Origin of the sequence: Allgaiera indica (assembly GCF_900106675.1) — a bacterium.
Taxonomy (GTDB): Bacteria; Pseudomonadota; Alphaproteobacteria; order Rhodobacterales; family Rhodobacteraceae; genus Acidimangrovimonas; species Acidimangrovimonas indica.
The window spans coordinates 62,845-87,893 of the sequence record NZ_FNOB01000003.1; the positions used below are offsets into that span (position 1 = coordinate 62,845).

Annotated in this window: 20 protein-coding genes; 16 read left to right on the forward strand and 4 right to left on the reverse strand. The window is 66.8% G+C overall.

Annotated features, from left to right (window positions below; genetic code table 11):
• Positions 1-5: 5 nt before the first annotated feature.
• Positions 6-287, reverse strand: a complete 282-nt coding sequence (locus tag BLV97_RS03545) for a FeoA family protein (protein ID WP_051646037.1) — start codon at positions 285-287, stop codon at positions 6-8.
• Positions 288-769: 482 nt separating this feature from the next.
• Between BLV97_RS03545 and BLV97_RS03550 the strand changes: the two genes are divergently transcribed.
• From BLV97_RS03550 to BLV97_RS03575, 6 genes are all read left to right on the forward strand, one after another.
• Positions 770-2,809, forward strand: coding sequence for an ATP-binding protein (locus BLV97_RS03550; protein ID WP_160169177.1), 2,040 nt, complete (start codon positions 770-772; stop codon positions 2,807-2,809).
• 41 nt (positions 2,810-2,850) lie between these two features.
• Positions 2,851-6,411 (forward strand): ATP-binding protein, encoded by a 3,561-nt coding sequence (locus BLV97_RS03555; RefSeq protein ID WP_160169178.1) that lies wholly within the window; start codon positions 2,851-2,853, stop codon positions 6,409-6,411.
• A 142-nt stretch (positions 6,412-6,553) separates the two neighbouring features.
• Entirely contained in the window at positions 6,554-8,128 is a 1,575-nt protein-coding gene (locus BLV97_RS03560; protein WP_035841932.1) for a PAS domain-containing sensor histidine kinase, read from the forward strand.
• Positions 8,129-8,186: 58 nt separating this feature from the next.
• The gene (locus tag BLV97_RS03565; protein WP_035841934.1) at positions 8,187-8,567 is read left to right on the forward strand and encodes a response regulator; all 381 of its coding nucleotides are present in this window, start codon (positions 8,187-8,189) and stop codon (positions 8,565-8,567) included.
• A gap of 247 nt (positions 8,568-8,814) precedes the next feature.
• Positions 8,815-9,807 (forward strand): response regulator, encoded by a 993-nt coding sequence (locus BLV97_RS03570; RefSeq protein ID WP_051646039.1) that lies wholly within the window; start codon positions 8,815-8,817, stop codon positions 9,805-9,807.
• Between the two features lie 12 nt (positions 9,808-9,819).
• Positions 9,820-10,149, forward strand: a complete 330-nt coding sequence (locus BLV97_RS03575; RefSeq protein WP_035841936.1) for an Hpt domain-containing protein — start codon at positions 9,820-9,822, stop codon at positions 10,147-10,149.
• A 179-nt stretch (positions 10,150-10,328) separates the two neighbouring features.
• Here BLV97_RS03575 and BLV97_RS03580 read toward each other — a convergent pair whose 3' ends face one another.
• The gene (locus BLV97_RS03580) at positions 10,329-10,634 is read right to left on the reverse strand and encodes a DUF6476 family protein (protein WP_035841967.1); all 306 of its coding nucleotides are present in this window, start codon (positions 10,632-10,634) and stop codon (positions 10,329-10,331) included.
• On the opposite strand from BLV97_RS03580, the gene BLV97_RS03585 reads away from it, so the two are divergent.
• From BLV97_RS03585 to recN, 10 genes are all read left to right on the forward strand, one after another.
• Positions 10,633-11,682, forward strand: coding sequence for an RluA family pseudouridine synthase (locus BLV97_RS03585; protein WP_092163953.1), 1,050 nt, complete (start codon positions 10,633-10,635; stop codon positions 11,680-11,682). The two genes, BLV97_RS03580 and BLV97_RS03585, sit on opposite strands and share 2 nt — an antisense overlap.
• A gap of 163 nt (positions 11,683-11,845) precedes the next feature.
• Positions 11,846-12,739: an RNA polymerase sigma factor RpoH gene (rpoH, locus tag BLV97_RS03590; protein WP_035841974.1), complete on the forward strand. Its 894-nt coding sequence runs from the start codon at positions 11,846-11,848 to the stop codon at positions 12,737-12,739.
• A gap of 132 nt (positions 12,740-12,871) precedes the next feature.
• Entirely contained in the window at positions 12,872-13,807 is a 936-nt protein-coding gene (gene murB, locus BLV97_RS03595; RefSeq protein WP_035841976.1) for a UDP-N-acetylmuramate dehydrogenase, read from the forward strand.
• A 153-nt stretch (positions 13,808-13,960) separates the two neighbouring features.
• Complete coding sequence (locus BLV97_RS03600; protein ID WP_081825048.1) at positions 13,961-14,866, forward strand: D-alanine--D-alanine ligase; 906 nt, start codon at positions 13,961-13,963, stop codon at positions 14,864-14,866.
• Positions 14,854-15,819, forward strand: coding sequence for a cell division protein FtsQ/DivIB (locus tag BLV97_RS03605; RefSeq protein WP_244520959.1), 966 nt, complete (start codon positions 14,854-14,856; stop codon positions 15,817-15,819). The genes BLV97_RS03600 and BLV97_RS03605 overlap by 13 nt, the downstream gene beginning before the upstream one ends.
• A complete protein-coding gene (gene ftsA, locus BLV97_RS03610; protein ID WP_035841980.1) occupies positions 15,816-17,150 on the forward strand; it encodes a cell division protein FtsA in 1,335 nt (444 codons plus the stop codon). The genes BLV97_RS03605 and ftsA overlap by 4 nt, the downstream gene beginning before the upstream one ends.
• A 387-nt stretch (positions 17,151-17,537) precedes the next feature.
• A complete protein-coding gene (gene ftsZ, locus BLV97_RS03615; protein WP_092163954.1) occupies positions 17,538-19,190 on the forward strand; it encodes a cell division protein FtsZ in 1,653 nt (550 codons plus the stop codon).
• 449 nt (positions 19,191-19,639) lie between these two features.
• Positions 19,640-20,560 (forward strand): UDP-3-O-acyl-N-acetylglucosamine deacetylase, encoded by a 921-nt coding sequence (gene lpxC, locus BLV97_RS03620; RefSeq protein ID WP_035842032.1) that lies wholly within the window; start codon positions 19,640-19,642, stop codon positions 20,558-20,560.
• 119 nt (positions 20,561-20,679) lie between these two features.
• Positions 20,680-21,522, forward strand: a complete 843-nt coding sequence (locus BLV97_RS03625) for an outer membrane protein assembly factor BamD (protein ID WP_035842000.1) — start codon at positions 20,680-20,682, stop codon at positions 21,520-21,522.
• 12 nt (positions 21,523-21,534) lie between these two features.
• Positions 21,535-23,184 carry a DNA repair protein RecN gene (recN, locus tag BLV97_RS03630; protein WP_035842003.1) on the forward strand — a complete coding sequence of 550 codons (1,650 nt, stop codon included), beginning with the start codon at positions 21,535-21,537 and terminating at the stop codon, positions 23,182-23,184.
• Between the two features lie 96 nt (positions 23,185-23,280).
• Here recN and BLV97_RS03635 read toward each other — a convergent pair whose 3' ends face one another.
• Both BLV97_RS03635 and BLV97_RS03640 read right to left on the reverse strand, forming a co-directional pair.
• A complete protein-coding gene (locus BLV97_RS03635; protein ID WP_035842006.1) occupies positions 23,281-23,673 on the reverse strand; it encodes a YybH family protein in 393 nt (130 codons plus the stop codon).
• Entirely contained in the window at positions 23,663-25,048 is a 1,386-nt protein-coding gene (locus tag BLV97_RS03640) for an FAD-binding oxidoreductase (protein WP_051646043.1), read from the reverse strand. Before BLV97_RS03640 ends, BLV97_RS03635 begins: the two co-directional genes overlap by 11 nt.
• Position 25,049 lies beyond the last annotated feature (1 nt).

Here is a 25,049-nt window from a genome sequence, read left to right on the forward strand (position 1 = left end):
CGGGGTCAGCGGGTCAGGATGGCCATCGCCTCGCGGCGCCGCAGCGCCACGGTCGCCCCGTTCAGGCGAACGGCGATCGGGTCGCGGCCGAACAGGCCTTCATGCAGGATGGTGACCTCGGCGCCTTCTACGAATCCCAGCTCGATCAGGCGGCGTTCGATCTCCTGGGCGGGAAGGCCGGGGCAATCCTCGCACGGGGCGATCCGGTCGATGCAGCCGCAATAACCCTTCGATGCCTGGCCAAGTGGAAAGGAACCTGCCGTCAGCGGCGTGTCGTCGAATTCCATGCGCATACTCCGTCATTGCCGCGCGACTCGCGCCTGGAGATAGGCGTTTACAACACTCGTGGGCTGGCTTTGCAACAGAAAACCCACTTTTCTTGTCAAGTTTACCCCGGGGCGCCGGCTGGGACGCCGAAGGCGGCCGGGCAAAGCTGAAAAACGTGATCGTCGGGCAACGGGGGACGGACGTTGTGTCCACTTGTGGTTTGCATGATTCCCTCTCTCGCACAAAGGTGATATGCAAGAATCCGTATGTTGGTCCTTCGGGAGTCTTGACGGCCCGGATCCTTGCGAGTTCTCGTTGAAGTTGATATTCGCGGCCGTTTCGGGCCCGAATGGTTCGTGGTGGTGCGAGGCAGCAGAAATCCGGAACGGCGATTTGCCGTCCGCAACAAGGGCGCCAAATGGTGTCGGGCACGGGCAAAGTGGCAGGCGAAGGAAGTGCCAGGCAAGACCCCAACAAGGACGGGGGCAAAGGCAACGGCAGGTTGCCCGGGTGGCTGAGCGCGGCGCGCGCCTATGCGCTTGCGCTGGTGCCGCTGGTGGCGCTGATGGTTGTCGCGGGCGTCTATTTCGATGCCACGCGAACCCGCGCCTACATGGCCGAGGTCCGTGCCGATCTGGCCGATCGCATGGATGCGCAGCGCGCGCGAATCGAGGGACGCGTCACGGGCCTGTCCCTGATGTTGCGCGGATTGGAGGCGGCGATCGAGGCCGATCCCGGGCTGTCACAGAAGCGCTATGCGGCGCTGGCGCGGTTCATGACCCGTGACAATCCCGAGATCCTGAATATCGCGGCCGCGCCCGGGTTGGTGGTGAAATACGTCTATCCCCAAGAGCCGAACGCCGCGGTGCTCGGGTTCGATTACCATACCGACCCGGTGCAACTGCATTCGGTCGAGGCCGCCCGCAAAACCGGGCATACGATTCTGGCTGGGCCGCTGCGCCTGCTGCAGGATGGGCGCGAGGGCTACATCATACGCATGCCGGTGTTCCTGCATGCCGACAACGGCACGCGCGGCGAGTTCTGGGGGGTGCTGTCGCTGGTGATCGACGCCCCGACCTTCTACCTGCGTGCCGGGCTGGTCGGGCGGCAGCAATCGGTGTCCTATGCGATGCGCGGCCCCGGCGGGACCGGGGCGGCGGGGCCGGTCTTCTGGGGCGATCCGAAGGTCTTCGATCAGCAACCCATGGTCCAGGACATCACCTTGCCCTACGGCAGCTGGCAGCTTGGCGCGGTGCCCGCGGGCGGCTGGCCCACGTCGGCGCCGCACGCGTTCTGGGTGCGGCTGGCGATGCTGGTGGTCGGGCTGTTCGTGCTGGGGTCGGCGGGGCTGGTGCTGTTTTTGATGCGCCGCCACCGAGACGCCCGCGCGCAATTGCTGAAGGCGATCGGCGCGATCGACGACGGTTTCGCGCTTTTCGATGCCGAAGACCGTCTGGTGATGTGCAACGATCGCTATCGCAGCTTCTATAGCGTGTCGGCCGATCTGATCCGGCCAGGCGTTCTTTTCGAGGACCTGGTGCGCGAAGGCGTGAGCCGTGGCCAATACCCCGCCGCCGAGGGCCGCGAGGAGGAATGGATCGCCGAACGCATGGCCGCCCACCGAGGCGCCGATGCCATGGTCGAGCAACAGCTCGAGGATGGCCGCTGGCTGCGGATCTCCGAGCGCCGCATGGCCGACGGCTCGATCGTGGGCTTCCGCGTCGACGTGACCGAGCTGAAGCTCGCCAAGGATGCCGCGGAAGAGGCGAATCGCGCCAAGGCGGATTTCCTGAGCGTGCTGAGCCATGAATTGCGCACGCCCCTGACGGTGATCCTGGGCTTCGCGCGCTTCCTGTCCGATCGCAAAAGCTCGGCCGTGCTGCGCAAGCTGGACGCGGCCGACGGTGCCGAGGCCGCTGCGCTGCCGGAGGCATTCGATCGTTACATCGAAGAGGTCGGCGCGCGCGCGGGCAAGATCGAAACCTCTGGCAATCACCTGCTGATGCTGATCAACGATCTACTGGATTTCTCCAAGATCGAGGCCGGGAAGTTGCAGATGTCGCGCGAGATGCTGCCGCTGTCGGAACTGGTCGTCGACGTGGTCGACCAATTCAGCGCCCAGGCCCAGGAAAAGGGGCTGGTGCTGACGTCCGAGGTCGGGGACGAACAGGTCTTCGCCGATCCGATCCGCCTGCGGCAGGTGCTGCTGAATCTCGTCGGCAACGCGATCAAGTTCACCGACGAAGGTGCCATCACGGTCCGGGCGCGGCGGCAGGGGGACCGGGTCGCGGTTTCGGTCGAGGACACGGGCTGTGGCATCCCGGCGGAAATGACCGAACGGGTGTTTCGGGAATTCCAGCAGGCCGATAATTCGTCGACCCGTCGTGCGGGCGGGGCCGGGTTGGGTCTGGCGATCGTGCGCCGTATCGTCGAGCTGCACGGTGGCGAGGTGTCGTTGCAATCCTTCCCGGGCAAGGGCAGCACCTTCACCTTCACCATTCCTGTCCGTTCCCAAGCCGGCGCGTCACGGTCGGCTGCATGAAGCGATGGCTTCTAAAAGGCTCTGGCCCTCGCTGGGTGCTCTTGCTCGCGTTTTATGTGGTTGCGGCCGCGGCGCAGGTCTGGCTGCGCCCGGCCGGGGCGCCCCCGGCGCCCGTGTCCTGGGCGGTCTTCCTGGGGGTTGGCCCGGCGCTGGCGGCGGTGCTTCTGGCGCGGGGGGGCGCCTGGATTGCGGTGTTTTTCGGCGCGCTGTTCGCCCAGGCGCTGATTCATGGCACTGCGAAGGTGCCGGCCTCCATGCAGATGATCCTGGTGCAATGCGACCTGATCGTGGCTGCCGCGGCCGCGGTGCAGGCGGTGCTGGGCGGGCGGCTGGTGCGCGGGATCTTCGGGGTGCCGCTGCGGTTGAACGGCAAGGGGGCCGTCCTGGCGCTTGCGCTGATCGTGGGGCCGCTGAGCGGCATGCTGGTGCTGCTGGCATCCTCCCTCGCCGGAGTGGCTGAGCAGACGCGCCTGGGCCCCAACTACTTCGCCGGCGCGTTGATCGGCTGGGTTGCGGCCATCGCCAGCACCTTCATTGTCGTGCCCCTGGCCCTGCTGCATCCCTGGCGCGAGCGCAGCATGCTGATATGGAAAGGCCGGGCGCTTCCGCGGCTGAACAAGCGTTCCCTGGCGGCGGTGCTGGTGTCGCTGGCGCTGACCGGCGCGCTTTGGGGCGGGGCCAAGGGGGTGCTGGCGAATCACAACCGGCAGCAGTTCACTTCCCTGGCGCGTGATGGCGCCGCTGCCTTGCAGGCCAGGATCGAGGCCTATGGCTTTGGTCTGGACGCGGCGGGCGCGCTTTTGCGTGCAAGTGACCGCGTGACCGAGAACGATTGGCGGCACTTTGTCGACGGGCTGGGTCTGGGCGCCCATCTTCCCGGGGTCGAGGCGTTCGGCTACATGGGCCGGGTCGCGCGAGCGCAGTTGCCCAACTTCGTGGCGCGGGCCCGCGCCAGCGGCGAGCCGAATTTCACCGTCCATCCCTATCCGACTTTGCCCGCGCCGACAGAGTGGCCGCGTCTGATCGTGCGTCATATCGCTCCGAGCGCGCTGAAGCCCAGGCTGCTTGGCCTGGAACTGGGAGAAGACCCCCAGGTGCGCAGCGTGGCCATGTCCGCCTGTGACGATGCCGAGCTTCTGCTGACGCCGCGACTGGATCCGGACAGCCCCGCCGGGCGCGCCCTGGGGCCGTCGTTCATGCTGCTGGATCCGGTCTTCGCCCCGGGTCTTCCGCTGCGGACCGAAACTGAGCGCCGCGCGGCCCTGATGGGCTGGACCTTCGCAGTCTTCTCTGCCCAGCAGTTGACGTCCGAGCTTTACGGCGCGCTGGGTCGCGATCTGCACCTGGCCCTTGAATTGCCCGGACGGCCCGGCGCGCCGAACGGTACCCGGATTCAGGTGACAGGATCGCACGACCCGCTGGTGCGGCCGGCCTTTCACGCAGAGCAGTCGGTATGGCTTTTCGGCCAGCCCTGGCGCCTGATCTGGACCTCGACGGAAGCCTATGAACGCGGCCTGCATCGGCTGAGCCCGGGCCTGGTGCTGGTCGCGGGCCTGGCCTTTACCGTCCTGCTGGCGGTGTTTTTGCTGTCAGATGCCCAGCGCGAGGAACTGATCCAGGAGACCGTGGATCGCAAGACCCGCGAGATCGGCCAGCGCGAGACCGAAACCCGCTCGATCCTCGACACCGCGCTGGTCAACATCGCGCTGCTGGATGAGGATGGCCGGATTCTGGTGGCCAATGACGCCGTCGGGCGCACCTTTGGCTACCACGGTGACCAGTTGCAGGGGATGATGCTGGACAATCTGATGTCCGGCGCGACCGAGGAATATTTCGGACGCAGCGAGGATCCGAACGACACCACCGGCTTCCGCGGCCTGGTGCATGTGGCCGCACGTACCGGCGAAAAGCTGGCTATGGACGTTCAGATCAAGCCCTGGCTTACCGCCGACCGGGCCCGGCGCTATACGGTGGTGATGCGCAACGTGTCGGATCGGCTGCGCGTCGAGGCGCAGCTGCGCGACACCCAGCATCGGCTGGACATCGCGTTGCAGGGCGCCCAGATCGGCGTGTTCGACGTGGATCTGACCACCGGCGAGTCGATCGTGTCGGATACCTGGCGCGCGCTGCTGGGCTTCGACCCCGAGGCCCAGATCAACACCCAGGCGGAATGGTCGTCGCGTATCCATCCCGACGATCGGGCCGCCGTGGAGACCGCCGATCTGGCCTGTCTCAAGGGTGAGGCCGAGGCCTCGATCAGCGAATATCGGGTGCGCGTGGTGGACGGCGCCTGGCGCTGGATGCGCTCGCATGCGGTGGTGGCGGAACGCGGCGCCGAGGGCCAGGCGCTGCGCCTGATCGGGGTGCAGATGGACATCACCGAGCAACGTGTGCTGGATCAGGCGAAAAGCGAATTCGTCTCGACCGTCAGCCATGAGCTGCGCACGCCGCTGACCTCGATCAACGGCTCGCTCAGTCTGGCGCTGAACACCTCCGCGCCAGGCTCGATCCCCGACCGGGTGCTGCGCCTGCTGCAGATCGCCCAGAAGAATTGCGACCGGCTGATCCCGCTGGTCAATGACATCCTGGATCTCGAGAAGGTATCCTCAGGGCAGAGCCGGTTTGAAGTCGCGGATGAAGATATCGTGGCGCTGCTGCACCGGGCGGTAGCCGACAACCAACCCTATGCGCGCCAGTTCGGCGTCACCTTCTCGCTGATTTCCGACGAGCAGGAGGTGAAGGGCCGTGTCGATACGAACCGTTTCCTTCAGGTGATGGCGAACCTGCTGTCGAACGCCGCGAAGTTCTCGGAACGGGGCGGTACTGTCGACCTGCGCCTGAGCCGTCACAAGGGGGTGCTGCGCGTGTCTGTCATCGACCGCGGGCGCGGCATCCCCGAATCCTTCCACGACCGTATTTTCCAGCCGTTTTCGCAGGCCGACAGTTCCTCGACCCGCGACAAGGAGGGCACCGGGCTGGGCCTGAACATCTCCAAGCAGATCGTCGAGCGCATGGGCGGCACGATCGGCTTCCGTTCGGACCCCGGGCGCGAAACCTGTTTCTGGTTCACCATCCCGCTGGCCGGCGCAGCGGGGATGGGGGTCGCGGAGACGACCGCGCCCGAAGAGACGAGCGCGGCGGGTCGGCCCCGCGCATCCGGCGCGGCGGTCAGGTTCGGGCGTGCAGAGGCGCTGCCCGCGCGGCCGATGATTCTGCATGTCGAGGACGATGCGGATTTTGCCGAAATCGTGGCGGCATCCTTCGGGGATCGGGCCGAGTTCGTGCATTCGAACCGCCAGTTCTGCCTTGAGGCCCTGCGATCGGGGCGGCGCTTCGATCTGATCTTGCTGGAATCGGCCCAGGCAGAGGGCGCAGACGCGGTTTTGATGGATGCCGTGGCCCGGTTGCAGCCCGGCGTGCCGGTGGTTGCGCTAACAGCCTCTGACAAGGCTGGCAGCGACCCGCGGGTTGCGCTTACCATCATCAAGACGCGTACACGTTTTGAAGAGATTGTGTCCCTGTGTCTGTCACAGCTTCCGGCTGTCGCGGGCACGGTTGGTACGGGCGGCGACAGGGGGCCGGTCGGTCAGGGAGGAGCTTGAGGCGCCGCATGGTGAATTTTTCGGAAATATTTCCGCTTAAGGCCCTATTGTTGCCATCGGAACTGTCAAAGCTGCGCCCGTCCGGTTATGCGCGCCGCCCCCGTGTCGGTGTGAGGGAGCTAACCGGCGAAGGAGCCAAGTGATGTCTCAAGGCAGCGAAAGCTATCTTGTCAGCCTTCTGGGGCCCGCGACGGCGGGGGCCGTGGTATCGCTTGCGATATTGCTGATGATTGGGCTGCTGGCTCGTTCCGCCCTGGGCCATCGCCGCCAGTTGCGAAAGATCCGCGAGCAGGAGGACGACCTGGCGTTGCAGCGCAAGGCCGTCGACATGCACGCCATGGTCAAGATCACCGGGGTCGATGGGCGCATTCTTTATGCCAATGACAATCTGATCCAGACCATCGGCTATTCGGTCGAGGAATTGCGCGGCCGCTACGCAAGCGATGTGTTCCTCGACGAGGATCCGCGCATTGCCGCCGAGATGTGGGAGACGCTGCGCCGTGGCGATGCCTGGACCGGCGACAACAAGCTGCGCCGCCGCCATGGCACGGCGATCTGGGTCAAGACCACCGCAATTCCGAAAATGGGCCGGAACGGCACGCTGGATAAGGTGATCACGGTCTACACCGATATCACCGACGCAAAGTTACGCCAGCAGGAAGGGCCCTTGCGCGCGATGTTCGACCGTCTCCAGGACGAGGTGTACATCTTTTCGGTCGACGATCTGCGGCTGCACTACCTGAACAAGCGCGCACGGGCCAGCCTGGGATGGGAGCGCCTCAACTACCGCAGCCATTTCCTTTCGGAGACGACCAGCACTTTCGACGAAGCCCGGTTTCGTGAACGTGTCGCACCGCTTCTGGCCGGAGAGGTCGAGGCCGTGATCTACGAATCAAGCCTCAGCGGGCGTCCGGTGGAGATCAACCTGCAGCTTGACGAAAGCGTGGTGGGTGAGCCGCGCTTCGTGGCGGTCGTGCGCGACATCTCGCAGCGCAAGCAGGTCGAACAGGCCCGGGCGGCCTTCGTCGCGACGGTCACGCATGAATTGCGCGCGCCGATGACCTCTATCAAGGGGGCGATGAAGCTGGTGGCCTCTGGCGCGACCGGGCCGATCCCGGACAAGCCTGCGCAGATGATCGACTTGGCGTTGCGCAATGTCGACCGCCTGCTTTTGCTGATCAACGACCTGCTGGATCTCGAAAAGCTCGACAACGCCCAAACGGAAATCCGCCGTGATCCGGTCAACCTGGCGGAACTGATCGACGATGCGATCGCCCATAACATGGGCTATGCGCAGGAATATGGGGTCACCTTCACCGCGCTACCGGCGATGCCGTCCACGCTGCAGATCGTCGGTGACCGCGATCGTCTGATGCAGGTCCTGACCAATCTGATGTCCAATGCCGCCAAATTCTCGGAAGTCGGCGGCGTGGTCGAGGTCGGGTTGGAAGATCGCGGGGATGAGGCGCGCATCACCGTCACCGACCACGGCATCGGCATCCCCGAAGAGGCGCAGTCGCGCCTGTTCGAGCGTTTCGTCCAGGCCGAGACCGCCGAACACAAGAAGCGCAAGGGCACCGGGCTGGGCCTGTCGATCGTGAAATCGATTGTCGAACGTCATGGCGGACGTGTCGATTTCTTCAGCATCCCCGGCGAAGGTACCACCTTTGTGATAGATTTGCCTAAAGCTTCGGATGAGATGAGCCGCGCAGCATAGCATTGCGCGCGAAACTGTGCCATGGCACGCGCGAACGCATCCGTAGATGAGGGAGTTCATGTCGGATTTGCCGAAGATACTGCATGTTGAGGACGACCCGGACATCCGCGAGATCGCGCTTATGGCTCTGGAAGTGGTCGGCGGGCTCGACGTCGTGCAATGCGCCTCGGGCGCCGAGGCTTTGGAACGGGCGCCCGGCATTGCGCCCGATCTGCTGCTGCTGGATGTCATGATGCCGGGTATGAGCGGCGACGAAACCCTGACCGCGCTGCGCAAGGTTCCGCAATTCTCCGAAACCCCCGCGATCTTCATGACCGCGAAGGCGCAACATTCCGAGGTCGACCGCCTCAAGGAGCTTGGCGCGCTGGACGTGATCACCAAGCCGTTCGATCCGATGACCCTGGCCGATCAGATCATTTCGATCTGGCAAGAGCGCTGACGGCGCCTGGAAAGACCGACACCGCCGGGTTCCGGCCAGACGGGCGATGATCCACCTCGTCTTGAGCGATGTCGCAGGAAAAGCTGATCTTCGGACACGAATTGAGTTAACGACTGGTTAACAAGAACTTACCAAATCCCTGTAATCGCCCAAATCTTGCCGTTTTCGACAACTAATCCCTATCTTTGACAGGCGTTCCCCGCGAAGGGCGGGACCGAAGGGCGCCGCAACCGAGGTGTGGTGGGATATGCGCATTCTGGCTGTCGACGACGATGACTTGATCCTCGAGGTCCTGACCGAGGCGATGGCCGCGAACGGGCATGAGGGGGTCGTGACGGCAAGTTCGGCCGAAGCGGCCTGCCGCATGATCGACAATGCGGCCGAACCGTTCGAATGCTTCTTGCTGGATATTCAGATGCCCGAAGTCACGGGGATCGAGCTGTGCCGCGCGATCCGCCGGATGCCGCAACATGCGCTGACCCCGATCATCATGGTTACCGCGATGTCCGAGCGCCAGTATATCAATGCGGCTTTCGCCGCGGGGGCCACCGATTATGTGACCAAGCCCTTCGACGCGCTGGAACTGGGGGCGCGCGTGGGCATGGCCGAGCGGCTGGTGCTGGAGCAGTCGCGCGCGCGCTCCAGCAGCGAGCAGGTCGCCGAGATGCGGGCCGAGCTGGAGGGCCAGCGCCGCGTCGCCTTTGCCGAACCGCTCATCATCGAGGGCGTCGACGGCGCGATCGGGCTGGTGAACCTAGAAAACTATCTGCTGCAGCTGTCGCGCGGCGGGCTTTTCTCGACCAATATCTTCGCGGTCAAGCTGGCCGAGGCCGAAAGCCTTTACGCCCGCACCACGCCTTCGGATTTCCGTTATGCGCTGGCCGATGCCGCCGAGGCGATCGCGAGCGCGGTCTCGACGCGCGAATTCTTCATCTCCTATGCCGGCGGCGGGGTCTTTGTCGCGGCGGTCCACGGCCGCGAGATCGAGAGCCGCGAATATTTCGAGGATGTCGCCAACGTCGCCCTCTATGAGATGGATCTTTCCGATTCCAAGGGCCGCCGGCTGGACCTGCGCCTGCATTTCGGAGAACCCGTCCGGGTGGGAATGCTGCGGTCCGGGTCGGCCGCCGTCGAGGCGCTTTACGTCGCGATTGAGCGGATCGAGGACAGCCTGCGCGACAAAGAAGTGCGAAAGCCGCAACATGGCAAGGCGCCCTGGCTGAAGATACTGGTCAGCTAGGGGAGCGGGGCGATGAACATGATGACGATGGATTTGGCTCAACAGCGGATCGAGGAGAAGCTTCGCGCGATGCGGCCGAAGTTCGTCGCGCAGGTGACCGATCGTCTGGCCCGGCTCGAGGATCTGCGCGAGGTCTATTGCGCGCTGCCAGAGGATGACGAAGTGCGCGAAGAGCTGGTCTATGGCGCCCACAAGCTGGCGGGTGTGGCGGGCATGTTCGGGGCGCCGGAACTGGGCGATCTGGCGCGCGCGGCCGAAATCGCCCTGGCTGGTAAAGCTCCCGACGCGCTGGATCGGCTTGACGACCTGCTGGGCGAGATGGCCCTGATCGCAAGCGAATGATGGACAGGATACGACTGATCGATCCCTCGGTCAGTCAAAAGGGGAGGGCGCCTTCGGGCGTCTCTTTCCCTTTGCTGACTGCTGCCGTGCCGGCGGCGGGATTTGGCGTCGCGATCGCCGGCCTTGCGTGCGTTGCCGAACCCGTCCGGTAGCGCGAAGTCCCTCGCCGGGCGCGGCGGTCAGTTCACGTCATAGCTGTGGCGCAGTTTTCCGGTGGTGCCGTCGAACACCAGGATCTTGCCGGCGGTGGTCACCACGGCGATCCAGCCCCTGCCTTGGGTGATCGCTTCCGCCCGCGCGCCCGCCGGCAGTTTCAGCGCCGCGGGCACCACCAGATCGCCCCCGGATTTCGGCACACGGATGACAAGCAGCGCCACGATCGCTATGAGGCCCGCAATCATGGTGATCATCAGCACGATCACCAGCCCTTTCAACAGCCGCAGCGAGGGCGGAAGCCCTTCGCCCGGTGCCGGAGCGTCGTTCATGTCGCCATCCTCTCGCGTGGTGCGGTTCCAGATCGGGCCGAGGCCCCCGGAACGTCTTGATAAGGCGCTGGCGCGCGATGTGCCAGAGGAAGCGGCGCTGTCGCGTTCGCGTTTGGCGCGGCTGATCGACGAGGGCGCGGTGCGGGTGAACGGCGCGGTGGCACGCGGCGCCAAGGCGCGGATCGCCGAGGGCGACACCATCGAGATCCGCGTTGGCGAGGCGGTCGAGGCGGCGGCGGCGGCGCAGCCGATCGCGCTGGATGTCGTGTGGGAGGACGACGATCTGATCGTGGTGAACAAGCCCGCCGGCATGGTCGTGCATCCCGCGCCCGGCAGCCCCGACGGCACGCTGGTCAACGCGCTGCTCCACCATTGCGGCGACAGCCTGTCCGGTATCGGCGGCGAAAAGCGCCCCGGCATCGTGCACCGCATCGACAAGGACACCTCGGGTCTTCTGGTCGCGGCGAAATCCGACCGCGCGCATCACGGGCTGGCGGCGCAATTCGAGGCCCACAGCGCCATGCGCCATTACCTGGCGCTGGTCCACGGCGTGCCGGACGCCGCCGATCCCAGGCTGCGCGGCCTGTCCGGCGTCAGCTTCGAAGCCGGCAACATCCTGAAGATCGCCACCCAGCTTGGCCGTCACCGCACCGACCGCCAGCGCCAGGCGGTGCTGGCCTCGGGCGGGCGCCATGCGGTGACCCGGGCGCGGGTGGTGGAAAGCTTCGGCACGCCCGGACAGGCGGCGCTCTTGGATTGCTGGCTCGAGACCGGGCGCACCCATCAGATCCGCGTCCACATGGCCCATGCCGGCCATGGGCTGATCGGCGATCCGGTCTATGGCGGCCGACGGCGGTTGTCCGCTCGGGCGCTGGGGCCGGGCGGCGCGGCCGCGCTGGCCGCCGCCCAGGCCTTCCCGCGCCAGGCGCTGCACGCCGCGACGCTGGGGTTTACCCACCCCGTCAGCGGGGCGCTGCTGTCCTTCGAGGCGCCGCTGCCCGCCGATATGGCGGGGCTGATCGAAACATTTCGGCTAAAATCGGAATGAACGGCGACGGAAACGCCTCGCGTTTTCGTATAAGCTGTCATCGGATCCGAACCGCGGCTTCGGGCGTTCTTGGGTTGAAACCGCGCAAAGTTGGGTTGAAACCGCGCCAAGACGGCCCTAGGTCGGATTGATTTCGCCGCGTGGCGGCACAAGGGAGATGTGAATGGCAAGCTACACCAACCTTCCGGCGCCGTCCCCCGAACAGGGGCTGAACCGCTATCTGCAGGAAATCCGCAAGTTCCCGATGCTGGAGCCCGAGCAGGAATACATGCTGGCCAAGCGTTGGACCGAGGACAAGGATACCGAGGCCGCGCACCAGCTTGTCACCTCGCATCTGCGGCTGGCCGCGAAGATCGCCATGGGCTACCGCGGCTATGGCCTGCCCCAGGCCGAGGTCATTTCCGAGGCCAACGTGGGCCTGATGCAGGCGGTGAAGCGCTTCGATCCGGAAAAGGGTTTTCGCCTGGCCACCTATGCGATGTGGTGGATCCGGGCCTCGATCCAGGAATATATCCTGCGCTCCTGGTCATTGGTGAAGCTGGGCACGACGAGCGCGCAGAAGAAGCTGTTTTTCAACCTTCGCAAGGCCAAGGCACGGATCGGCGCGCTGGAAGATGGCGATCTGCGCCCCGAGAACGTCAAGCGGATCGCGACCGATCTGAACGTCACCGAAGACGAGGTGGTGGCGATGAACCGCCGCCTGTCGGGTGGCGACGCGTCGCTCAACGCCACGGTGGGCAGCGAGGACGGCTCGGCCCAGTGGCAGGACTGGTTGGAGGACGAGGATGCCGACCAGGCCAGCGCCTATGCCGAGCGCGACGAGCTGGAGGCACGGCGAGAATTGCTGGCGAAGGCCATGGATGTGCTGAACGATCGCGAGAAGGACATCCTGATGCAGCGCCGGCTGAAGGATCAGCCCGTGACGCTGGAGGACCTGTCCTCGCAATATGACGTAAGCCGCGAGCGAATCCGTCAGATCGAGGTGCGCGCCTTCGAGAAGCTGCAGAAGCGGATGCGCGAACTGGCCGCCGGGAAGGGCATGCTGGCCGAAAGCTGAGGCCGCACAAAACTCTTGAAAAGAGCTTTGCAAATTCCTTTCCAAGGAATTTGGCGCCGTGCCGGCCGATCGCAATCCGCCGCCGACACCGAGCCTCTTGCGAGCAGCGCGCGGGGCGGCTAACCGGGGCGCATGGCGAAACATCTTCCTCCCGTCCGTGGCACGCTGACACCGAACCGGTCGCTGGCGGATCTGACCTGGCTGCGGGTCGGCGGCCCGGCAGACTGGCTGTTCCAGCCCGCCGATCTCGATGACCTGCGCGGCTTTCTCGCGGCTCTGCCGGCCGGGGTGGAGGTCTTTCCCATGGGGGTCGGATCCAACCTGATCGTGCGCGACGGCGGGCTGCGGGCGGTGGTGATCCGCCTGGGGCGGGGCTTCAATGAAATTCAGATCGCCGGCGACACGCTGCGCGCCGGGGCCGCCGCGCTTGACGCCCATGTCGCGCGGCGCGCGGCTGCGGAAGGCATCGACCTGACCTTCCTGCGCACCATTCCGGGCAGCATCGGCGGCGCGGTGCGGATGAATGCGGGCTGCTATGGCCGCTATCTGGCGGATATCTGCCGATCCGTCACCTGCGTCACCCGTCAGGGCGATCTGGTCGAGCGCGGCCCCGAAGAGATGGCCTTTGCCTACCGCCAGTCGGACCTGCCCGAAGGTTGGGTGATCGTCGCCGCCACGCTGACCGGGCCGCGCGCCGCGCCGCAGGCGCTGGAGGCGGCGATGGCCGACCAGATCGCGCGACGCGATGCGAGCCAGCCCACCAAGGAACGCAGCGCCGGCTCGACCTTCCGCAATCCGGCGGGATTTTCCTCGACCGGGCGGGACGACGACGTGCATGACATGAAGGCCTGGCGGCTGATCGACGCCGCCGGTCTGCGCGGCGCGCGGAAGGGGGGCGCGCAGATGTCCGAAAAGCATCCCAACTTCCTGCTCAACACCGGTGGCGCGACCGCCGCGGAGTTGGAGGAATTGGCTGAGGATGTTCGAAAAAAGGTTTTCCATCAATCGGGTCTGTTGCTAGAGTGGGAAATCAAACGGGTCGGTGAACTGGCCCCCGGGAACGGCTGAGCACCGTCCCGAGAGAAAACAACTGGCCGGATCCTGCGGAATGCTGCGGGTCAGCCGGTCGGAAGCGGGCCCCCGGGCCCTTGAGGCAGAAACGAGGGGCACAAGGCCCCCGTCAGGACAGGTGCAGAGGTGTCGCGCAGGGCAGCCTCCAGGGTGGCGGTAGTGATGGGCGGCCGGTCGGCCGAGCGCGAAGTGTCGCTCTCGACCGGGCGGGAATGCGCCTTGGCACTGCGCCAGGCGGGTTTCGACGTGGCCGAGATCGACGCCGGCCCCGATCTGGCCGAGCGGCTGAAGGCGCTGGCGCCCGACGTGGCCTTCAACGCGCTGCATGGCCGCTGGGGCGAGGACGGCTGCGTGCAGGGGCTGCTTGAATGGCTGCAGATCCCCTATACCCATTCGGGGGTGCTGGCCTCGGCGCTGACGCTCGACAAGACCCGCACCAAGGATATCTACCGTGCCGCCGGCCTGCCGGCGATGCCCGGCCTTCTGGCCCCGGCCGCAGAGGTGCGCACCCGGCACGTGATGGCGCCGCCCTATGTGGTGAAACCCAACAACGAGGGTTCGTCGGTCGGTGTCTATCTGGTGCATGACGCCGCCAACGGGCCGCCGCAGCTGTCGCCCGACATGCCAGAGGTGGTGATGGTCGAGGCCTTCGCCCCGGGGCGCGAGCTGACCACCACGGTGATGGGCGGGGAAGAGGGCGATCCCGGTGCGCTGACCGTGACCGACATCCTGACGGACGGCTGGTACGACTACGATTCCAAGTACAAGCCCGGCGGATCGCGCCATGTGCTGCCCGCCGAGATCCCGCAAGAGATCTTCGACGCCTGCCTCGATTATGCGCGGCGCGCCCATCGCGCGCTGGGCTGCCGGGGTGTCAGCCGCACCGATTTCCGCTGGGACGAAAGCCGCGGCCTGGCGGGTCTGGTGCTGCTGGAGACCAACACCCAGCCGGGGATGACGCCCACCTCGCTGGTGCCCGAGCAGGCGCAACGTTGCGGGTACTCCTTCCCCGAACTCTGCCGCTGGATCGTGGAGGACGCCTCGTGCAACCGCTGATCCTGCGCCGCGCCGATCAGTCCGATGCCGACCCGCGTGACGGCGGCGCGCACCATGCGCCCCGTACGCCCCGCCCACCCGGCCATCGGCCGCCGCGCCGCGACCCGGCGCCCAGCCGCATCGCCTACCGCCTGCACCGGCTGTGGCTGACGCCGTCGTACCGGCGGCTCTTGCGCGTTGGGCTACCGATGGCCGTGGTCGTCGGCGCGCTTGGCGCCTATTTCGGCAACCCCGAGCGCCGTGCCGAGGTGGTGGCGCGCTATCACCAGATCCAGCGCGAGATCGAAACCCGTCCCGAATTCATGGTCAACATGGTCTCGATCGATGGCGCAAGCCCGCCGCTGGCCCAGGCGATCCGCCAGTCGCTGGGCCTGAAGCTTCCGGTCAGCTCCTTCGATCTGGACCTGGTCGCCCTGCGTCACAAGGTCGAGGCGCTGGATGCCGTCGCCAATGCGGATCTGGAGGTCGGCACCGGCGGCGCGCTGCACGTGACCATCGTGCAGCGCAAGGGAGCGGTCGTGTGGCGCAGTGGCGCGGGGCTGGAAATGCTGGACCCCACCGGCCATCGCGTCGCCGGGCTGGTCGACCGCGACGCGCGCGCCGATCTTCCGCTGATCGCGGGGCAGGGGGCGGATGCGGCGGTGCCGCAGGCGCTGGCGCTGCTCAAGGCCGCGGGGCCGCTGAGGCCGCGCATCCGTGGCCTGGTACGGGTGGGCGAGCGGCGCTGGAACGTGGTGCTCGACCGCGATCAGGTGATCGAGCTGCCCGAAACCCACCCGATCGAGGCGCTGGAGCGGGTGCTGGCACTTGATAACGCCCAGAAGCTTTTGGAACGCGGCATCACCGTCGTCGACATGCGCAACGAGGCGCGCCCCACCGTCCGCCTGACCCCCGAGGCGATGGAGGAGCTTAGAAAAATGCGCCAAAGCGAGGCAGGAGCAAAGACATTATGACCGACCTATACCAAGGCCAGCGGATGATGCGGAACATGCGCAAGGCTGCAATGCAGCGCGGCGTGATCGCGATCCTCGACGTGGGCACCTCGAAGATAGGCTGCCTGATCCTGCGCTTCGACGGCCCCGATCATTTCCGCGAGGCCGAGGGCATCGGCCCGATGGCGGGGCAAAGCTCTTTCCGGGTGATCGGCGCCGCCACGACCCGTTCGCGCGGGGTGCGCTTCGGCGAGATCGACGCCATGCAGGAGACCGAGCGCGCGATCCGCACCGCGGTGCAGGCGGCGCAGAAGATGGCGAATGTGCGCGTGGATCACGTCATCGCCTGTTTCTCGGGGGCGCGGCCGCGCAGCTACGGGTTGGCGGGCGAATGGGCGCTGGAAGAGGGCGCGGTGTCGGAACAGGACGTGGCGCGCGTGCTGGCGGCCTGCGAGGTGCCCGATATCGGCCAGGGACGCGAGGTTCTGCACGCCCAGCCGGTGAATTTCGCGCTCGACCACCGTTCGGGCCTGGGCGACCCGCGGGGGCAGGTGGGCAACCGGCTGGCCTGCGACATGCACCTTCTGTCGGTCGATGGTGCCGCGATCCAGAACGTGCTGGCCGCCATCAAGCGCTGCGACCTGGAGGTCGCGGGGCTGGCCTCGTCGGCCTATGTCTCGGGGATTTCCAGTCTGGTCGAGGATGAACAGGAACTGGGCGCGGCCTGCATCGACATGGGCGGCGGCGCAACCGGCATCTCGGTCTTCATCAAGAAGCACATGATCTACGCCGACAGCGTGCGGCTGGGCGGCGATCATGTGACCTCGGATATCTCGAAGGGGCTGCAGGTGCCGCTGGCGGTGGCCGAGCGGATCAAGACCCGCCATGGCGGCGTGATCGCCACCGGCATGGACGACCGCGAGATGATCGAGATCGGCGGCGACAGCGGCGATTGGGAAAAGGACCGTCGCACCGCCAGCCGCGCCGAACTGATCGGCATCATGCGCCCGCGGGTCGAGGAGATCCTCGAAGAGGTGCGCGCGCGGCTGGACGCGGCCGGGTTCGAGCATCTGCCAAGCCAGCAGATCGTGCTGACCGGCGGCGGCAGCCAGATCCCCGGCCTTGACGGGCTGGCCAGCCGGATCCTGGGCCAGCGCGTGCGCCTGGGCCGGCCGCTGCGCGTCCAGGGGCTGCCGCAGGCCGCCACCGGGCCGGCGTTCAGCTCTGCCGTGGGGCTGTGCCTGTTCGCGGCCCATCCGCAGGACGAATGGTGGGATTTCGAGATGCCGCTGGATCGCTACCCCGCGCGGTCGCTCAAGCGGGCGCTGAAGTGGTTCAAGGACAATTGGTAGGGAGGGCCGGTCTCGCTGTCGAACTGTGGCTCGACCTGTGGATAGGTTTGTGGAATAATCGGGGATAAGAGGCCGGCCAACGGCCTTGGGAAGGCACGGGCAGTGCTTTTCGAATCGCGATGGACGGTGGCGGCCCGCCTGGGCCGTGCAGTGGTACGGCAGATCCTCGGCACGCCGCGCGGCGCGCCGTATGGTAGATGTGTTAACTGTTTCCACCAAGTATCGGGCAATAGGCGAAATCCCGCGTTGATCGGCGCTAAACCCCCGATATTTTGTGTTGATATTGCGTTTTTCACATGACCGTGGCACGCTGCAGATATATACTTAACGGCAGCGCGGGGATAAGCGGCCGCGAACGGCCCGTACAGCAAAGGCAGGCGGAAAGCGATGACACTGAACCTCACCATCAATGACGATCAGGAACTGAAGCCGCGGATCACTGTCTTCGGGGTTGGTGGTGCGGGCGGCAACGCCGTCAACAACATGATCGAGAAGCAGCTCGAGGGGGTCGAGTTCGTCGTCGCCAACACCGATGCGCAGGCGCTGCAGCAATCGAAGGCGCAGAACCGCATCCAGATGGGCGTGCGCGCGACCGAGGGCCTGGGGGCTGGCGCCCGGCCGAATGTCGGCGCCGCCGCGGCCGAGGAAACCATCGAGGAGATCGTCGACCATCTGGCCGGCGCGCATATGTGTTTCATCACCGCCGGCATGGGCGGCGGCACCGGCACCGGCGCCGCGCCGATCATCGGCCAGGCGGCGCGCGAGCTGGGCGTGCTGACCGTGGGCGTGGTGACCAAGCCGTTCCAGTTCGAGGGCGCCAAGCGTATGCGCCAGGCCGAAGAGGGCGTCGAGGCGCTGCAAAAGGTCGTCGACACGCTGATCATCATCCCGAACCAGAACCTGTTCCGGCTGGCCAACGAGAAGACCACCTTCACCGAAGCCTTCGCTTTGGCCGACGACGTGCTCTATCAGGGCGTCAAGGGCGTGACCGACCTGATGGTGCGCCCGGGCCTGATCAACCTCGACTTCGCCGATGTCCGCGCCGTGATGGACGAGATGGGCAAGGCGATGATGGGCACCGGCGAGGCCGAAGGCGAGAACCGCGCCGTCGATGCCGCCGAGAAGGCGATTGCCAACCCGCTGCTGGACGAGATCAGCCTGAACGGCGCCAAGGGCGTGCTGATCAACATCACCGGCGGCTACGACATGACCCTGTTCGAACTGGACGAGGCCGCGAACATCATCCGCGAAAAGGTCGACCCGGACGCCAACATCATCGTCGGCTCGACGCTGGATACCACGATGGAAGGCACGATCCGCGTCTCTGTCGTCGCCACCGGCATCGACGCGGCGCCAGCGGCGGCCGAAACCCCGGTGCCGCGCCGCCGCCTGGCGGAACCGCTGCCCGCCCATCAGACCGGCGCCCATCCCAACGATGCGCAGGCAAGCCCGGCCCCCGCGCCCGTCGCGACGCCCGAGCCCGCAGCCGCGCGCCTTGAGGAACCCGCCGAGGAGCCTTCGCTGTTCGAAAGCTTCCCGCCGGCGGCCCGGACCCAGCCGCAACAGCAGGCCGACGATCTGCCGCCGCCCGCCTACCGGCCGCAGCCGCAGCCGGTGCAGCAGCGACCCGCTGCCCAGGCGCCGCACCCCGCGATCGAGGACGATGCCGCGGCCTTCGTCGCCCCGCGCGGCCGGGCCGCCGGCACGCCCTCACCCGAGGCCTTGGCCCGCCTCGCGGCCGCTGTGAATAAGCAACCCGCCGGCCGTGCGCCGCTGCCGCGCCAGGCCGCGCAATCCGCACAGCAGCCGCGCGAGGCCGCTCAGGCGCCGCGCCCGCAGGCCGGGGCAGAGCGCCCGCGCTTTGGCATCAACTCGTTGATCAACCGTATGACGGGCCACGGGCACGAGGCCGGACCCGACCGAGCTCAGGCCGCGCAGCGCCAGCAGCCTCCGGTCACCGCCTATGAGGAAGAGCACGAGGCCGATCCCGAGCAGGAGCGCATCGAGATCCCGGCCTTCCTGCGCCGTCAGGCGAACTAGAACCAGACGACCACCACTCGCAGCGACGACAGGGCCGGGGGAACCCGGCCCTTGTCGTTGGTGCCTCGGGGTCAGGCCGCGCGCGTCATGGATCCCCCGGGGGCTGCGACGCTGGCGCGGGTGCCGTCCTTGCATCCTGTACCCCGTGTCAGGCGTGATGGCGCGTGCCGGCCATCGCCCGGGGCGGGGCCGGACGGCGCGACCCCGGGCCGGAGGCATTCAAATATCACCGAACGGGCGTGTACATATGATCTGCTATTTATCATGTATTACAATGCGTTATGCGGTGTTTTTGCGGGATCGGCGCGAATTTGCCAAAGTGTGAAGGCTTTGTTACATCGCGTTGCAAAGAGTGAATTGTGATGCGAATGGCATGTGATTAGGTCCAAGCTGCGGACCATAGGGCGATGACGATCCATGGGGTGGTTCGTGCAAGGATTGAGGATTTGGTGCAACAGACGCTAAAATCAGCGGTGACCTTTGCCGGCGTCGGCCTGCATAGCGGCCAGCCCGCGCGGATGCGCGTGCAGCCGGCTTCGGCCGATTACGGCATTTGGTTCAAGCGCACCGACCTGCATGGTCGCGACGCGATGATCGCCGCGCGCTGGGATCAGGTTCACCCGTCGAAACTGTGCACCGTGGTCGAGAACGCCGCCGGTGTGCAGGTATCGACGATCGAACATGTCATGGCGGCGCTGGCCGGCTGCGGCATCCAGAACGCCCTGATCGAGATCGACGGCCCCGAGGTCCCGATTCTCGATGGCTCGGCCATGCCCTTCGTCGAGGCCATCCTGGCGCGGGGCACCCGGATGCTGGACGTGCCCGTGCGCGCCTTTCGTATTCTCGAGCGTGTCGAGGTCAGCGATGGCCTTTCCTGGGCCCGGCTCGACCCGTCGGAGATGCTCGAGATCGATTTCTCGATCGATTTCACCGATGCGGCGATCGGCCAGCAGCGCAAGACGCTGAACATGGCCAACGGCGCCTTTGTGCGCGAATTGTGCGACAGTCGTACCTTCTGCCGCCAATCCGACGTGGATGCGATGCGCCGCAACGGCCTTGCGCTGGGCGGCACCGTCGAGAACGCCGTGGTTGTCGATGGCGATCGTATTCTCAGCCCCGGTGGGCTGCGCCATGCCGATGAACCGGTGCGCCACAAGATGCTGGATGCGCTGGGCGATCTGGCGCTGGCCGGCGCGCCGATCCTGGGGCGCTACACTGGCAACCGCTCGGGCCATGCGCTGACGAACCGCCTGCTGCGGCAGCTGTTCGCGCAGCCAGGTGCCTATCGGCTGGTCGAGGTGGGGGTGAACACTGGCTGCAAGCTGCCCGGCGTCGGGCTGTCGCGCCACGACGTTCCGGTCCACGCCTGAGTAGCGCGAAACCCGCCAAAGGCATTTTGCGCCCCGGATTTTTCTGTGCTAACAGACGGACGAAGAGAGGCCGCGCGGCGACGCGATCGCCTCCGAAATCGGTGAAGGGGCAGGCGGAAATGGCAGGCGTCAGGTCTTACGCGCGGCTTATCGGGGCGACTGCGTTGGTCGCGCTTCTTGCGGCCTGCGGCGGAAAGTCGGCCAAGGAAATCCCGCTGGGCACATATACCGCCAAGCAGATCTACCAGCGCGGCGAGTATGAGTTGAACACGCGCAAGAAGCCCAAGGACGCGGCGCATTTCTTCTCGGAGACCGAACGCCTTTATCCGTATTCGCCCTGGGCCAAGCGCGCGCTGATCATGGAGGCCTACGCCTACCACGAGTCGCGCCAATACGATAAGTCGCGTGCCGCCGCCCGGCGCTATCTGGAATTCTATCCCGCCGATGATGACGCGGCCTATGCGCAATACCTCGTGGCGCTTAGCTATTACGACCAGATCGATAAGGTCGGACGCGATCAGGGCGTGACATTCCAGGCGCTTCAGGCGCTGCGGGACGTGATCGAGAAATATCCCGATACCTCCTATGCGCGGTCTTCGGTGCTGAAATTTGATCTGGCCTTCGACCATCTCGCGGCGAAGGAGATGGAGATCGGGCGCTATTACCTCAAGCGCCAGAATTATGCCGCGGCGATCAACCGCTTCCGCAATGTGGTGCAGAACTACCAGACGACCGACCAGGTGCCCGAGGCGCTGGAACGTCTGGTCGAGGCCTATACCGCACTTGGCCTGACGGACCAGGCGCAGACCGCGGGCGCGATCCTGGGCTACAATTTCCGCTCCAGCCCCTATTACGACTCGGCCTACAAGCTTCTGAAGGAAAAGGGCCTGTCGCCGAAGCCGAAGGGCCGTGGCTGGCTGCGCGAGGTCTATCGTCAGATGATCCAGGGGAAATGGCTCTAGGCCAGGCCGCAGATGCTGCGCAGCCTCGACATCCACGACCTTCTCATCATCGACCGGCTGGAGCTGACGTTCCGGCCGGGGCTGAACGTGCTGACCGGGGAAACCGGGGCCGGCAAATCGATCTTGCTTGACGCGCTGGGCTTCGTGCTGGGGTGGCGCGGCCGGGCCGAACTGGTGCGCGCCGGCGCCGAGCAGGGAGAGGTGGTCGCCGTCTTCGATCTGCCCGCGGGCCACGCCGGCCGCGCGGTGCTGCAAGAGGCTGGTCTGCCGGCCGGGAATGAACTGATCCTGCGCCGGGTGAACAGCTCCGACGGGCGCAAGACCGCCTGGGTGAACGATCGTCGCGCCTCGGGCGAGGTGCTGCGCGCGCTTTCCGACACACTGGTGGAACTGCACGGCCAGCAGGACGACCGCGGCCTTCTGAACCCGCGTGGCCACCGTGCGCTGCTGGATGATTTCGCCCAGGTCCAGGGGATCTTGGCCGAGGTCGGCGCCGCCTGGTCGGCCTTCGGCGCCGCGCGCAAGCGCCTGGCGCAGGCCGAGGGCGCGCTGGCCGCCGTTCAGGCCGAGGAAGAGTTCTTGCGCCATGCGGTGGCCGAGCTTGACAAGCTCGACCCGCAGCCGGGCGAAGAGGGCGTGCTGGATTCCGAGCGCCGCGCGATGCAGGCGGCGAACCGGATCCGCGAGGATATCCTGCGCGCCCATCAGGCGCTGGGGTTGGACGGGGCCGAGGGGCCGATGCGCGACGCGCTGCGCTGGCTGGAAGGGGTGGCGGACAGCGCCGAGGGCCGGCTCGACGCGCCGATCGAGGCGCTGAACCGCGCCCTGATCGAACTGGGCGAGGCCGAGCAGGGCACCGCCGATACGCTGGAGGCGCTGGATGTGGATCCCGCCGCGCTGGAGCGTTGCGAAGAACGGCTGTTCGCGATCCGGGCGCTGGCGCGCAAGCATTCGGTGGCGCCGGACGAATTGGGCGTTCTGGCCCAGGACTTGCGCACCCGGCTCGAGGCGCTGGACGGCGGCGCGGCGCAGATCGTGGATTTGCGTGCCGCGATGGAGGCAGCCCGGGTCACCCATCTGGAGGCCTGCGCCCAGCTTAGCGCGCGGCGTGCCGACGCGGCGGCAAAGCTGGATGCGGCGATGGCGGGGGAACTGGCACCCCTGAAGATGGAGCGCGCCCTGTTCTCCACCCAGATCACCCCGGCCGAGCCGGGCCCCGAAGGCGCTGATCAGGTGGCCTTCACCGTCGCGACCAACCCCGGCGCGCCGGCGGGGCCGTTGAACAAGATCGCCTCGGGCGGGGAATTGTCGCGCTTCCTTCTGGCGCTGAAGGTCTGCCTGACGCGCGGCGACACGGCGCTCACGATGATCTTCGACGAGATCGATCGCGGCGTGGGCGGCGCCACAGCCGATGCGGTGGGGCGGCGCCTGGCGCGGCTGGCCGAGGATGCCCAGGTGCTTGTCGTCACCCATTCACCGCAGGTTGCCGCGCGCGGTGCCCATCACTGGCGCGTGGCCAAGGCGGTTAGCGCCGGCATGACGACCTCGTCCGTCACGCCGCTTGACCCCGACGACCGCGTGGATGAGATCGCGCGAATGCTGGCCGGCGACACGATCACCGATGCCGCGCGCGACGCCGCCAGGGCGTTGCTCGACGCCTGACCACGGCGCGAAACCCTTGTCCCTTCCTCTTGGCGGAAATACTCCAGGGGTGCAGGGGGCAGCGCCCCCGCCGCCTTCCCCGTCCGTAGCTGCGCTTCAGCCTTCCTCGACGGTGAATTGTGCCGAGACGGCCTGCCAGCCGGTGCGGTCGCGCAGCAGCACGGCCATCAGGATCGTTGCGATGCGGCCGGCGTCTGTGCCGTCGGGATTCAGCACGCCCGACAGGACAAAGCGCTGATGCACCACCGCCATGTCCTTGCCCAGAGGCCGCAGCTTGGCCCGGCCGGTCACCAGCCGGGCGCGCGCGAAGGCGCCCTTCATCTCGCCGGTCACGGTGCGCGCGATCGCCTGGCGTCCCTCGGCCCATTCGCCGGTCAGGGTCAGGAAATCGGCGTCTTCCGTGAACAGCCCCGTCAGGCCTGCCACGTCGCGTGCCAGCCAGGCGCCGGAAAACGCCCGGGCGAAGGCGTCGGGACCCTCAAGCCCCATCGGGGCGCACCATCTTGCCGGGGTTCAGAAGGTTCGCCGGGTCCAGCGCCCGCTTGATCTGCCCCATCACGTCCCAGCCTGCGCCATGCTCGCGCTCCATATAGTCCAGCTTGCCCATGCCGATACCATGCTCGCCGGTGACAGTGCCACCCAGTCGCAGCGCCCTTTCGGCCATGTTGGCGGCAAGCCGCTTGGCCGCCGCCACCTCGGCGCCGTCTTCAGGCGCGACCAGCAGGACGGCATGGAAATTGCCGTCGCCTACATGGCCCAGGATCGGCCCCGGGATCGGGCTGGCGGCGATCTCGGCCGCGGTTTCCTCGACCGCCTCGGCCAGGCGTGAGATCGGCACGCAGACATCCGTGACCCAGGCCGTCGCGCCCGGGCGAAGGCGCAGGATCGACCAATAGGCCTCGTGCCGCATTTTCCACAGACGAGAGCGGTCCTCGGGGCGGGCGGCCCACTGAAACGCGCCGGCGCCGAAGTCCCGCGCGATTTCGCCGAAACGGGCGGCCTGCTCGGCGACGCCGGCCTCGGAGCCGTGGAATTCGACCAGCAGGTGGGGCCGTTGAGGCATTGCGGCCCGGGCCTCGGCGTTGAAGGCCGCGACCGTCGCCGTGTCGACGAATTCGATCCGCGCCATCGGGATGCCGGACTGGATCGTGGCGATCACCGCCTCAACGGCCGGGCCCATCGCCGGGAAGGCGCAGACCGCGGCCGAGATCGCCTCGGGCTGGCCGTGCAGGCGCAGGGTCAGTTCGGTGATCAGCCCCAGCGTGCCCTCGGCGCCGACGAATAGCCCGGTCAGATCGTAGCCGGCGGAGGATTTCCGCGCCATCGTGCCGGTGCGGATGACGCGGCCGTCGGCCAGCACTACCTCCAGCCCCAGAACGTTGTCGCGCATCGTGCCGTAGCGCACCGCGGTGGTTCCCGAGGCGCGCGTCGCGGCCATGCCGCCAAGCGAGGCGTTGGCGCCGGGGTCGACCGGGAACATCAGCCCGGTCGTGCGCAATTCGGTGTTCAGCGCCTCGCGCGTCAGCCCGGGCTGGATCCGGACCAGCATGTCCTGCGGGAAGATCTCCAGCACCTTGTCCATCTGCGAAAAATCGACGCAGACCCCGCCGCGGATCGCCAGCGCATGGCCTTCCAGGGACGTCCCCGCGCCCCAGGCCGTGACCGGCACGCCGGCCGGCGCGCAGATGCGCAGGATCGCCGCGACCTCTTCCGTCGTGCGCGGATAGGCCACCGCATCGGGGGGCGCCGGGGCAAAGTGGGTCTCATTCCGGCCATGGATATCCAGATCCGATGGCGCCTGACTGAACCGCCGCCCAAGCAGCGCGGCCAACGCGTCGGTAACCGTTTGCGGCAGGCCTGGCATG